The sequence below is a fragment of the Psychrobacter sp. MES7-P7E genome (assembly GCF_002863645.1).
GTDB lineage: Bacteria > Pseudomonadota > Gammaproteobacteria > Pseudomonadales > Moraxellaceae > Psychrobacter.
In genome coordinates this window covers 51,221-63,785 of sequence record NZ_PJBU01000071.1, presented here as the reverse complement: position 1 = coordinate 63,785, position 12,565 = coordinate 51,221, and the positions used below count along the sequence as shown (strand labels likewise).

Below are 12,565 nucleotides of genomic sequence, written 5' to 3'. Positions count from 1 at the left end.
TGTTTATATAAGATATTGATAAATTACAAAGGAAATTTCAAGCGGCTCACCTATACTGCAAGCCCTTTATGTACTGATGTTAAATACTTAATTATTTAACGCTGCTTATATTGAGTTTTGCAATAAGCACGGCCAACTTCGAAAGAGCGCTTTGCCTCATGCTTGGTAGCGCGATTGCTCACTCTCTGACGCCATAAGCGAAAAGATGACGGCTTTAACTCTTGGCGCATGAGTTTGATAACCCCAGTCTCATCGAGACCATAGCTATGCTCTATAGCCCCAAATGGCGTTCTATCTTCCCATGCCATCTCTATCACGCGAGATATTTGCACATCATCAAGTACTCTATCGCCAGCGTCGTTGACGGTTTTTGCAATCAGCTCGTCTGACTTAGCTTGAGACACTTCATCATTATAATCAATGTTACGTTGTTTTTTTTGTAGAGCAGCATCCATATCAGCTTGCATAGTCACTTTTGTAGAGCTCGTATCTGCTGACTTATTCTTTGAATTAGAAACTGTCAAATCTTGATAACTTGCCATAAAAATCACCTTTTGAGCATGAATGGGATAGCGAAAAATGTATCACGATCATCTGAATGACAACTTAGCTCATTTGAGCCATGTGCCAATGATGTTCGATATGATCATTAATCACCGTTTGGATAAAATAATAACTGTGGTCATGTCCCGCTTGGTAGCGTAATGTTAAGGGCTGTTTGGCTTTTGCACAAGCGTCTTGTAGTTTAGAAGTCTGTAGCTGACCTTCTGCTAAGAAATTGTCAGCCGCGCCTTGATCAACCAAAATGCTCGAATACTGCTGACCGACCTTTTCAATCATTTGTGAGGCGTCCGCTTGCGTCCATAGAGCCTTATCATCGCCGAAGTACTCTGTATAAGCGGCTTGCCCCCATGCAGACTCACTAGCCGCACATACTGGCGATAAAGCCGATACGCTGACAAACTTACTTGGGAACTTAAACCCTAGCAACAGTGCGCCATGACCACCCATTGAATGTCCTGTGACACCGATACTGTGGATGGGAAACTCTGAACGTAGTAAGTCATATAGCTCATCAACGATGTAGCTTTGCATATTGAAGTTGTCTGACCAAGGCGCTTGGGTCGCGTCAACATAATAGCTTGCACCTTGACCGACAAAATAGCGCTCATCATTTGGTACATCGCTGTCTTCACTACTTCTGGGCGAAGTATCAGGTGCGATAAGTATCATACCAAGCTCGCTGCATTTTTGCTGAAAATGCGCTTTATGAGTGACATTATCGGCATTACATGTCAAACCTGATAGGTACAATATCGCAGGACAACGTCGTCCAGCCAGAGCTTCGTCAGGTAGATAAATACTAAACGTCATAGAGGTTTTGGTAGACGTCGACTCGTGACTATAATAATGCTGCTCACCGTTGAAACAGCGATTCACGCTTTTTTGGGTAAGCTGTTTATTGTTAGATAAACTATGACTATAGGAATTTTGCATGAGTGATATCCTTTTATTCAAAATAGAACCAATGGTGATGTTTAATAAATGCTCATCATCTAATAGTAAATCTAATATTAGAATTTATTAAATGCCAAATTATACTTTGTATTTATTCAGCGGCTATCTCTACTTCGTCTACCGACTGATTAGCAGCACTGTCAGGTAGAATACTAACCGTTGTAGAAGTAGCATTATTTGTAATACTAGCAACGGATGGCCGCGCCTTATCAAACAATACTTGCTCAAACGCAGGCAATGCCGTCTCCATTAAGCTACCAATGACCATTTGCGGCTCTGATGGCTCAAAGCCCATGGCGCTCTCACGCTCATTGACCCGTATACTGGCATCCTTAAAAGCCGACTCAAAACTGGTATTCCCTCGTAGACTTTCAGCAAAAAACGCTTGACCAAAATAGGTCATCTCAGCTGTGTTGGTGCAGCCAAACGATGCTTTGTCAGCGGCTGACGCAGTAATCACTACCGTGGTTGGCGATGCCAATTCGTCAATAAACGAACCTGAGTAGCAGGCAGACACCACAATCACACGCCAGCGGATACCAGATGCGTCTAACGCGTCACGCAACCATGTAGCATCTAAATTATCCATCGCAAGCGGCGGATTTGCCAACTGAACGATATCTTGGTTACCATGTGAAGACAACGTCAGGAACAATACATCTTCATCAGCATTCATCTGCTGACCGATTTTCTTTAAGCCGCGCAAAATACTGGTCTTAGTAGCAATTGGCTCATCGAGCCAGCTATAAGTATTATTAATCAGCGATAGTGAATGCCCACTGGTACCAAAGCGCACGTCAAACAGCTCGCGCACCTTGTTAATCTCAGAGCGAAAGACGTTTTGATCAGAGAATCCTGCGACTCCCATAAAATACCAGTCGGTTTTGCCAGCGATACTTGGGTCTATACTATCCAATGCTTGCTGTAATAGACGTGGCTGCTGATACAGTGCCGCCTCTTCTAATACAGGCTCTACAGGTATTTGCTTAAAAATTGGCTGATCTGCGACATTACGCTGCCAAATGGTCAGCAACGCTACCGCGCCAACCAATACAATGATTCGCTCCCACCATGGTATACGCAGACGACGGGAGAAAATCCACAATAGAGCTAGCGTCTGCCATAAGAACAATACTAAAAACAGTACTGGTAAGAACGAATAACTCCAATCTGGCAACCAACCATAGCTACCAAAAAACTGCACCAAGCTCTGTAATAGGGCCGACAATGTATCAGCAACCAACCATAGTACTACTGGTACAAATACCAATGCTTGGTTGCTCGCTCGCCGAGCCAAAATGATACCACCAAGCAAAATAATCATCGGCCAGATCAAATAACTGACCAATCCTTGCTCATTGAATATACTGCCACTTTCAGCAGCTAACCATGAAAATAAGACATTACTACCAAGCGCCAATAGTGCAAATACGGCAAACTGTACAAAAGTAGGTTTAACCCAAGAAAAAGCCCGTGTTGAGCCCACTAGCATCCACAAGGTTGCAATAATATTGGCAGCGAAATTGAGCGAAAAACGCTGAAGCGAGACGGTTTTTAACGACGTAAGTGACAAAGACTTAGACCTCTAGCCAGTCGAGAAAAAAAATGACTCAATGATAATTATCTTAATGTAACAGCCGCGCGGTGCAATCAATTGACGATTTTTTGTACAGCATGCAGACATCGATTTATATTGAATTCACGATGGAGTGATTATAGAAGATGACTAGCACTGCCTAATATTTTAGCTCGCTAATCTATCGCGATTGTAACGGATTGTCGGTTAAGAGGATAAGGCTGATTTGTAAAATTCACTCAAATTCGGCTAAAAATTCAAATAAAAAAGGAGGCCTCTTATATAAAGCCTCCTTTTTTTACTCATTACTGAACATTATCTCATCAATAGCTCGTTGACGCGTTTTAGGTAAGCGGCTGGATCGTCTAGCTGACCACCATCTGCTAATAATGCCTGATCAAAAATGACTTGCGCCAGATCATCAAACTGCTCACTGCTCTCAAGCTTCTTGATGAGTGGATGATCAGGGTTTACTTCTAGCGTTGGCTTACTTGCTGGTACGTCCTGACCCATTTGCTGTAGCATCTGAATCATTTGTGGTGATAGCTCACCTTCACCTACAACCAAGCAAGCTGGACTATCGACTAAACGCGTCGATACTTTGACGTCTTTAGCACGCTCGCCCAATGCAGCTTTTAGTTTATCAACTACTGGCTTTAGCGTTTCTTGTGCTTTCTCTGCTTCCGCTTTTTCTGCTTCATCTTGCAAGTCGCCTAGGTCTACTGCGCCTTTGGCGATGTTTTGCAGCGGTGTCTCATCGAATGAGGTCAAGAAGTTCATTGCCCATTCATCAACACGGCTGGTCATCAAGATAACTTCGATACCTTTTTTCTTGAATAACTCAAGTTGCGGGCTGTTTTTTGCAGCGGCTAGATTATCAGCGGTGAGGTAATAGATGGCTTTTTGGCCATCTTTCATACGGCCTTTATAATCTTCGAAGCTTGTTACCAAACCGTCTTGGGTGCTGGTGGCATAACGCAATAACTTGGCAATACGTTCTTGATTGCCTGCGTCTTCGCCTAAACCTTCTTTGATGACATCACCGAACTCTGCATAGAACTGGGCAAACTTCTCTTGCTTGTCACTGTCTTCGCTATTAGCAAGGCTTGCGAGTAAGGTTAAGATACGGCGAGCGTTACCATCACGGATAGATTTTACATCACGTGACTCTTGTAGTAGCTCACGGCTCACGTTTAATGGCAAGTCTGCTGAATCAATCACACCTTTCACAAAACGCAAATACATCGGTAGCAATTGCTCAGCTTCGTCCATAATAAAGACGCGCTTCACATACAGCTTTAGACCATGCTGCTGCTCACGAGTGTATAGATCGACTGGCGCTTTTTTAGGGATATATAATAGCTGCGTATACTGTACGCGACCCTCTACACGGTTATGCGTCCAAGTAAGCGGCGCATCCATGTCATAAGAGATATTCTTATAAAAATCGACATACTCATCATCTTCAATTTCAGAGCTAGAGCGAGTCCATAGTGCACTGGCTTTATTGATTGTTTCCCAGTCATCAGTGAGTACCATCTGGCCACCAGTAGGCGTGTCGTCATTCTCGTCTTCTTTTACGTCTTCTTGCCAGATCTCTTTACGCATCTGAATCGGCAAGCTGATATGGTCAGAGTATTTATTGACCAAGCGCTTGATTTTACTGCGGTCCAAGTAGTTATCTTCACCCTCGCTATATTCTTCTTTTAAGTGCAAAGTAATCGCCGTACCGCGCGTGTCTTTGGTAATAGGTTCAACAGTAAAGCTGCCAGTACCATCTGATACCCAGCGCACGCCTTTATCCGCAGTCTCGCCCGCTTTGCGTGATTCAACACTGATGGTATCAGCCACGATAAAACCTGAGTAAAAACCAACACCGAATTGACCAATCAATTGACCGTCTTGTTTCTGTGATTCAGACAATTTGTCCAAAAATGCTTTGGTGCCTGATTTAGCAATCGTACCTAAGTTTTCGATGGCATCGGCTTCGTTCATACCAATACCATTGTCGGTAAAGGTAATAGTTTTGGCAGCTTCATCAACAGCGATGCGGATTTTTAATTCGCCATCATCTTCATAAAGGCTATCGTCATTTGTGCCTTCAAAACGCAACTTATCACAAGCATCCGACGCATTAGATACCAACTCGCGGACAAAAATATCAGCGTTAGAATATAGTGAATGCGTTACCAAATGCAGTAACTGCGCCACTTCCGCTTCAAACGTATGTTTTTTTAATTCTGGATTCAGACCTTCAGCTTGAGTTGCTTCACTCATAAAAACTCCTTTAAATTCTATGAAAGACCTATTATCAGATAACGATATACTCACTAAAGCCGTTCTCATAATGTTAGAGAACTTACCGTATGCAATACCGTTAAACTGTCTATACTAATAGGGGCATTGAGAAAAAATTCAAGCTCAAAATCTTTATTCAATAAAAAACACCGCGCTTGTTCATCAAGGCGGTGCTCTGGTATCAGTTATTTACTTACTCAGTTATTCACTTGCTTCGTCATTTAATTGCTCAGTTATTTTCTGATATAATAATCAACGCGCAAATAACAGCAACTATTCTGAATATGCTTCTATCAATAACTCCCAAATAGTCGTCAGCTTTTTTGAAAATTGAGTATGAGTTTTCATAGTAACCTCTATGTCGATTAATATCGGCTTGTTAATAATATTATCTTTTTAGTAATATTGTCTTGTTAGCTACTATTAAAACCATTTCCCTATTATTTGTATAATTAATTGACTACAACTTAATGTTTTATTTTTCAAAATTATAAGCTGACTGACTCTTAGCCTTTTAACGTGGCATCGGGCGAATAGTAAGGATTTGCTCACTACGACCAAAAGGCCCATGTACATCGTGCAGTACCGCACTGGTCAATCCGATACCATCATCGCCATATTGTTGTACAGCCTCGATACCGAGCCAGCGACCTTTTGGCGAGCGATGCATATGGATTTGCAAATCAGTATTGGGGAACATCCACTCTAACTTAGATAAACCAAGACCCAATCTTGGTACAACACCATTGGCAGTATCGACCATACCTAATAGATGCACCAAGTCATCAGTCGGCTTGCCTTCAATCATGTCGAGATCATTAGTAATCCATACCATACCGCGACCAGAGCGACGGTCTTCTGTCGCTACTAGACGTACGCTTTCGATAAAGCCGCCCGGCCAGCCTTTCATGCCTTCCCAAACTGGCAACTCTTCAGGTTTGTATTCTGCTGGTTGATCTTCAAGTCCAGCAATCTCACTGGTATCTTGAGTAATAAGTCGCCATGCTCTTGCAATGATGGCATCGCGGCCACGGCTACTCATGACCGCTTCGACCAGCTCAATAGTCTTGCCCGGTCGGATACAGCGAGTAGTAATAGTAAAATCGTCAAGCGGTATTAACCCCAAGATATCAAGGCTCACACGTGCGATACGGGTGTTAGGCTGCGGCGCAAAGCTGTTGATCTCGGCTGTTAATAGGCCTGTTGCTGGCGCCATGTGCTGCTCATGCTCATTCCAAGCACCTTGAGCATGCTTGGTTGGCTGATAATGCGCCACACTGACACCGTCTTCTTGTAATTCTCGTTTGATAAATTTGTAATAAGCAGTCATAGCTATTCTCTCTTTCCTATATTTGGCACTTTCACCTGTATTTTTTATTTATGCTTGTACTTTCTATTTATGAATAAGCTCTTGTTTTCTTAGCGTGAGAATACGGCGAGCCTTTTGTAAGAAAAATAACAAACAGATCATAACTACTGCAAGCATCGCGTAGAAAAAGCTTTTTTCTGCCATAAACTTCATGATATTCATAAACAATACGAAAACTACTGCTGCCATCACTAGCATATTGAGTTTTAGTTGCTTGTTGACTTCAGCGAGCGTAGCCTCTGCCAATACAAATCTGGCTTTTGGTTCTTTCATGCGAGCTTATCCATATCAATGATGGTTCATACAAATATAAATACAAACACTAATTACTTACCAACCTGAGTGACAGGAATCCGCAACGCTTTTGGCAGACTAAACGTCACATTTTCTTCAATACCAGATAGCTCACTAGGTAGATCGCCACCCCAGTCTTGCAGCTGTTGCAATACTTCTTGGATCAACACTTCAGGCGCAGATGCACCAGCGGTCACGCCTATACTCTGCACGCCATCTAACCAACGCTTGTCCATCTCACTGGCATTATCGATTAAATACGCTCGGCAATTCATACGCTCAGCCAGCTCACGCAAGCGATTGGAGTTTGATGAGTTTGGCGAACCGACTACCAAGACTACTTCACAGCGACTGGCCAAATCTTTTACCGCATCTTGGCGGTTCTGTGTGGCATAGCAAATGTCGTCTTTGCGAGGGCCTTGGATACTAGGAAATTTTTCACGCAGCGCATCGATGACGCGCGCAGTATCATCCATCGACAAGGTTGTCTGAGTTACAAATGCCAAGCGTTCAGCATCTTGGACGGTCAATGCGGCCACATCACCTTCATCTTCGACCAGATGAATCTGCCCACCATGGCGACGATTAAAGCGTCCCATAGTGCCTTCGACTTCCGGATGTCCTGCATGTCCTATTAACACTGCATCCATTCCATCTTGCGCAAACTTTGCCACTTCGATATGTACTTTAGTCACTAACGGACATGTTGCATCAAACACTGTCAAATCTCGGCGCTCAGCCTCATCTTCAACCGCTTTGGAGACCCCATGAGCGGAGAAAATAACGATGGAGCCGTCTGGCACTTCGTGAAGCTCTTCAACGAATACCGCACCACGATTGGCCAAGTCTGACACCACAAACTTATTATGCACAACTTCATGACGGACATAAATGGGCGGCTCGAAACGTGTCAATGCTTCATTAACAATCGCAATTGCACGGTCCACACCAGCACAAAATCCACGGGGATTGGCAAGATAAATTTGCATAAAAAGGCCTATCATTGGATAATTTATAGTTAAAACGTATTTTTGAATTTTTTATTCAAAAGTTGGGGCGAAATCAATGCTCTACTTTAGCATAATTTGCTTTTATCGCTCTCTAAAATAGCTGTCTGCTCATAGCAATATTTTATAGGCAAATCTCAGCATACTTACGACATATTGCAAAACCAGCTTTAACTTGTATAAAAGCAGTTTATAATAATGCATCTATTATAATTTCTATCGCCATACATGATGGCGTTTTTTATTTTTTCCAGTCTTTGTTTTTGACTGAGGCACTGCTTAACTTTTTATCAACACGCATTTATTACAATACATTTTACGAGTTACTAAGACACCTTCTATTAGGATAAATTGTATGACAGGTTCATTATTCATCGTTACTGCCGCTTCAGGTACTGGCAAGACCTCACTGGTTAAGCAATTGCTTGCGACCACCAATGACTTGACTGTCAGCGTCTCTCATACCACTCGCGCACCACGTCCAGGCGAGATTGATGGTCAGCACTATCATTTCACAGATACCGATAGTTTTACCAATGGTATCAATGCAGGTCTATTTCTAGAGCATGCTGAAGTATTTGGTAACTATTATGGCACGTCAGAGGAAAGTGTTCGTACCCAGCTAGCGGCGGGTATTGATGTTATTTTGGAGATTGACTGGCAAGGGGCGACGCAAATTAGAAATATCTTCGCCGATGCCATTATGATTTTCATTCTACCACCCAGTATTGCTACATTGCGCCAACGTCTCTCAACCCGTGCGCAGGATTCTGTAGAAGTGATAGAGCGCCGCCTAGCTGGCGCGGTCACCGAAATGGCACAATACGTGAATGCTGACTATGTGGTGATCAATGATAATTTTGACGTAGCCTTAGCTGAGCTAAAAGCCATTATCGTGGCCGACAGGCAGACACTTGGTCGTCAGCAGCAGCGCTATCATCGCACGATTAGCAACTTGCTAAACACTCAGGTAGAAGAGTAAACTACGCACAAGCAGCTAATCTCGTAAGTAGATATAAAAAGCAACTACGCGACTTGGCAAAAAATGCTATAATATTTAGCTATCCCCCTTTATATTTTTGATATTATTTTTATTGAGTGGCGGGCAAGGTCCGTTACTAATAAAAACAACCGAGGTAGCTATTTATGGCACGAGTGACGATTGAAGATTGTTTGGATAATGTTGATAATCGCTTTGAGCTAATTTTGGTCGCAAGCAAACGCGCCCGTCAATTGGCCAAAGGTATTGCCGAGCCGTTGGTTGACGTTGATAACGACAAGCCTACAGTATTGGCACTACGTGAAATTGCCGCTGGCAAAATCACACGCGACATTCTAAATCAGCCAGAGCATAATTTTGCTACTAGCTCATTAGATTTAGCATTATCAGGCGACCATAGCTTCTAATAAGCTGTTTTGATAAGATGTATTTTATAGAGCCAATCGTGTTTTTATAAAATAAATACACATCTTGATCAACTATAGAGACCACAGCATAGGCTGTGGTTTTTTGGTTGTAATAATAATGTATTGGCTATTTTGGTCACCATTTATCCCCAAAATAGACCACTGAGTGAAATTTTTTCATCGCCCACACGCTTATCAGTTGACATTGAAAGCGATTTGCGATTAATTAGAGAATGGCGTACTCATCCTTAAGTTTTGTATGGTAGGTCATTATTTAGCCTCCATTTGCTTCGGTAAGTGGCCCAACAAGTAGGTCATGGAAAATAGGATCATTATTTTATGAGTCAAACCCTACCCAAACTCAGTCATCACCTCGTCGATGATGCTCAATATAATTTACTACGTTCGGTAGGTTATCTCACTGCTGCTGAGCGCCGTGATATTGTTGATGCTTGTGAGTTCGGAGATATTGCGCACATTAAAGACAAGCGCAAATCAGGGGAACCTTATATCACGCATCCAATCGCTGTCGCTGAGATACTAGCGGGCTTTCGCTTAGATCGAGATACCATTATTGCAGCAATTTTGCATGACACGGTCGAAGACACCGAAGTTAGTGATGAACAAATCAAGCAGCGTTATGGTGAAATTGTATCAAGACTGGTCGATGGTGTGACCAAGCTAAAGTCCTCTTCACATAACAAGCAGCAGAATAAAGCGGCCACCTTTCATAAAATTTTAACCGCCACTCTCGCTGACCCGCGTGTACTCATTATCAAGCTTGCTGACCGTCTACATAATATGTCTACGCTTGACGCAGTACGTCCTGAGAAGCAGCGCACCACAGCTCAAGAAACCTTGGATTTTTATGTGCCATTTGCCCGATTAATGGGTCTGAATGATATTGCTGACTATATCGAAGTATTGTGTTATCGCAATTTAGACTCTGATATGTACAACAAGCTGTCCGATAAACTGCTACAGCATGGGCTTGGACGTAACTTTCAAAGAGAGTCCATTCATCGTTATTTGAGTATCGTACTAAACAACTTGGATCTCAATGGTTTGGTCAAAGTGTTAGACAATCGCGTGGTCATATATCGTCAGTTTTTCCGCAATCGCGGTGAGATTAATGCGCTACTACGTCACTACGCGTTTGAAATCGTTCTCGACAATATCGAAGCCTGCGACAAGCTCGCCTATTATTTGATCAAAAAATATCAGATTGATGATACCCATATTGCGGATAATATTCGTCGTCCGCTGCCAGGTGGTAACCAGTCCCTCACCCTCATCTATGAGCGTGACAATGATGTGGTAAAAGTCACTATATTGACCAAGCAAATGCAGAGCGCCGCGAGACTTGGGGTCATCGGGGCAGAGCATGCATCTGATGTTAGCCAATCGGTCATCCAAGCGTCATTGCGCAACATGAAAGATTTGGTCGATGAAGACAATCTAAATGAAAACAGTCCTGATTTCTCAGCAGCAGTATCTACCATTAATGAGCTGATGGATTATCTACACTCTAGTAAAATCATTTGTTATAGCCCTCAAGGGCGTGCTTACGAGCTTCCACAGGGTGCAACGGCGCTAGATTTTGCCTACGCGGTCGGGCCTATGATTGGTAACGTTGCCGTTGGTGCAAATATCGATGGTAAAGCTGCAAAGCTTGGCACCGTGGTAAAAAATGGACAGTCCGTTGAGATAGAAGTGAATAGCCACTCAGAACCAAAAGCTGAGTGGTTGGGATTTGTAGTGACTAACAAAGCCCGTGAAGAGATTTTACGTTGGTTCAAAGATTTGTCTGTCGCTGACAAACAACACCATGGCAGACAAGCATTAGATCGTGCACTCCGAACGCATCAGAAAAGTTTTGATGACTTAACAGACGCTGATTGGAAAGACCTGACTGAATGGCGCGGTCTGACAGAAAAAGATGCGTTATTTGAACAAATAAGCTCAGGTACGCTACTTCCTCAGCTAGTCGTGACACGTTTGTTTAGCGACGAGCTAAGCGATCTACAGGCAAAAGTACATAGCGATGACATGACTCAACCGCAACAGCTGATTGCAAATGCTGCTGGCGTCGAGCTTGATTTTGCCAACTGTTGTCATCCGATATATGGCGACCCTATCGTAGGGCATTTATCACGTCATGGTTTGGTCGTTCATCGTCATAAGTGCTTCTCACTGGACGATATCCGTAAAGACAATCCTTATCAGGTGATCCAGTTACGTTGGCGCAATGACAATGCAGTCAAACAAGGCGACATCGGTGAGCATGACTTAAAAAACAGCGGCAAGATTCGTTTTCCTGCTTATTTAAAGCTCTCTATTGCGCTTAGTGACGAGCAAATCAGTGAAGTTATCTATCACTTGCGCCAGCTCAATATGGGGGTTGAAACCGTTGATGTTCGCAATACTGATACCATTATTCATATCGTGGTACGTAGTCGCAACCACTTAGCACAGGGTATCCGTGAACTACGCTCGCTGCTAGGTTTCCCTAACATTATACGGTTATATCAATTATAATAAGCGCATTTGCTGATTTGCATAACTGATATAGTCATGATGCAAATAGCTAAAATAGAACTGCTATTCTAGTAGCAATGAATCACTCACATAAAATATAAAAGGGATACCCCATGACTCGTCAAACCATCCAAACTGATAAAGCACCTGCAGCGGTCGGCACTTATTCACAAGCTGTAAAAGTCGGCAATACTGTTTATATTTCGGGTCAGCTTGGTTTTGATCCTGACACGATGGAGCTAAGAGAAGGTTTTAAAGCACAGGCTGAGCAAGTATTTGAAAACATTAAAGCTATCTGTGAAGCAGCTGGTGGCAGTCTAAATGACGTGGTCAAATTCAATGTATCTTTGACTGACTTGAGTGATTTTGCTGTCTTGAACGAAGTGTTTGTCGCCAATCTAAGCGAGCCGTACCCTGCCCGCGCTGCCGTTCAAGTAGCTGCTCTACCTAAAGGTGGTGTGGTAGAAATTGAGTCTATTCTTTATATCGAATAAGACGATATTTAATGCTTAGTATTAAGTGCTAATTTTAGCAACAGCCTATAAGTCATATCACAAT

Annotated in this window: 11 protein-coding genes; 4 read left to right on the top strand and 7 right to left on the bottom strand. The window is 42.9% G+C overall.

From position 1 onward, the window contains the following. Nucleotides 1-95: 95 nt before the first annotated feature. The 7 genes from CXF62_RS14895 to ispH form a co-directional block, all read right to left on the bottom strand. Nucleotides 96-377, bottom strand: coding sequence for a TIGR03643 family protein (locus CXF62_RS14895; RefSeq protein WP_371547594.1), 282 nt, complete (start codon nt 375-377; stop codon nt 96-98). 229 nt (nt 378-606) lie between these two features. Further along, the gene (gene fghA, locus CXF62_RS02585) at nt 607-1,497 is read right to left on the bottom strand and encodes an S-formylglutathione hydrolase (RefSeq protein ID WP_102092787.1); all 891 of its coding nucleotides are present in this window, start codon (nt 1,495-1,497) and stop codon (nt 607-609) included. Nucleotides 1,498-1,609: 112 nt separating this feature from the next. Further along, entirely contained in the window at nt 1,610-3,091 is a 1,482-nt protein-coding gene (locus CXF62_RS02580; RefSeq protein ID WP_102092786.1) for a C13 family peptidase, read from the bottom strand. 318 nt (nt 3,092-3,409) lie between these two features. After that, nucleotides 3,410-5,371 carry a molecular chaperone HtpG gene (htpG, locus tag CXF62_RS02575; protein WP_102092785.1) on the bottom strand — a complete coding sequence of 654 codons (1,962 nt, stop codon included), beginning with the start codon at nt 5,369-5,371 and terminating at the stop codon, nt 3,410-3,412. Nucleotides 5,372-5,906: 535 nt separating this feature from the next. Beyond that, on the bottom strand, nt 5,907-6,722 hold the full coding sequence (locus tag CXF62_RS02570) for a thioesterase family protein (protein ID WP_102092784.1): 816 nt from the start codon (nt 6,720-6,722) through the stop codon (nt 5,907-5,909). A gap of 63 nt (nt 6,723-6,785) precedes the next feature. Further along, nucleotides 6,786-7,034, bottom strand: coding sequence for a hypothetical protein (locus tag CXF62_RS02565; RefSeq protein WP_102092783.1), 249 nt, complete (start codon nt 7,032-7,034; stop codon nt 6,786-6,788). Nucleotides 7,035-7,087: 53 nt separating this feature from the next. Continuing rightward, on the bottom strand, nt 7,088-8,044 hold the full coding sequence (ispH, locus tag CXF62_RS02560; protein WP_057761392.1) for a 4-hydroxy-3-methylbut-2-enyl diphosphate reductase: 957 nt from the start codon (nt 8,042-8,044) through the stop codon (nt 7,088-7,090). A 373-nt stretch (nt 8,045-8,417) separates the two neighbouring features. Here ispH and gmk point away from each other — a divergent pair, with 373 nt between their 5' ends. From gmk to CXF62_RS02540, 4 genes are all read left to right on the top strand, one after another. Then, nucleotides 8,418-9,044: a guanylate kinase gene (gene gmk / locus CXF62_RS02555; RefSeq protein ID WP_102092782.1), complete on the top strand. Its 627-nt coding sequence runs from the start codon at nt 8,418-8,420 to the stop codon at nt 9,042-9,044. Between the two features lie 164 nt (nt 9,045-9,208). Continuing rightward, nucleotides 9,209-9,469 (top strand): DNA-directed RNA polymerase subunit omega, encoded by a 261-nt coding sequence (rpoZ, locus tag CXF62_RS02550; protein WP_057761396.1) that lies wholly within the window; start codon nt 9,209-9,211, stop codon nt 9,467-9,469. 339 nt (nt 9,470-9,808) lie between these two features. Next, nucleotides 9,809-12,007: a RelA/SpoT family protein gene (locus CXF62_RS02545; protein WP_057761397.1), complete on the top strand. Its 2,199-nt coding sequence runs from the start codon at nt 9,809-9,811 to the stop codon at nt 12,005-12,007. Nucleotides 12,008-12,120: 113 nt separating this feature from the next. After that, nucleotides 12,121-12,501: a RidA family protein gene (locus CXF62_RS02540; RefSeq protein WP_057761400.1), complete on the top strand. Its 381-nt coding sequence runs from the start codon at nt 12,121-12,123 to the stop codon at nt 12,499-12,501. Nucleotides 12,502-12,565: the final 64 nt, after the last annotated feature.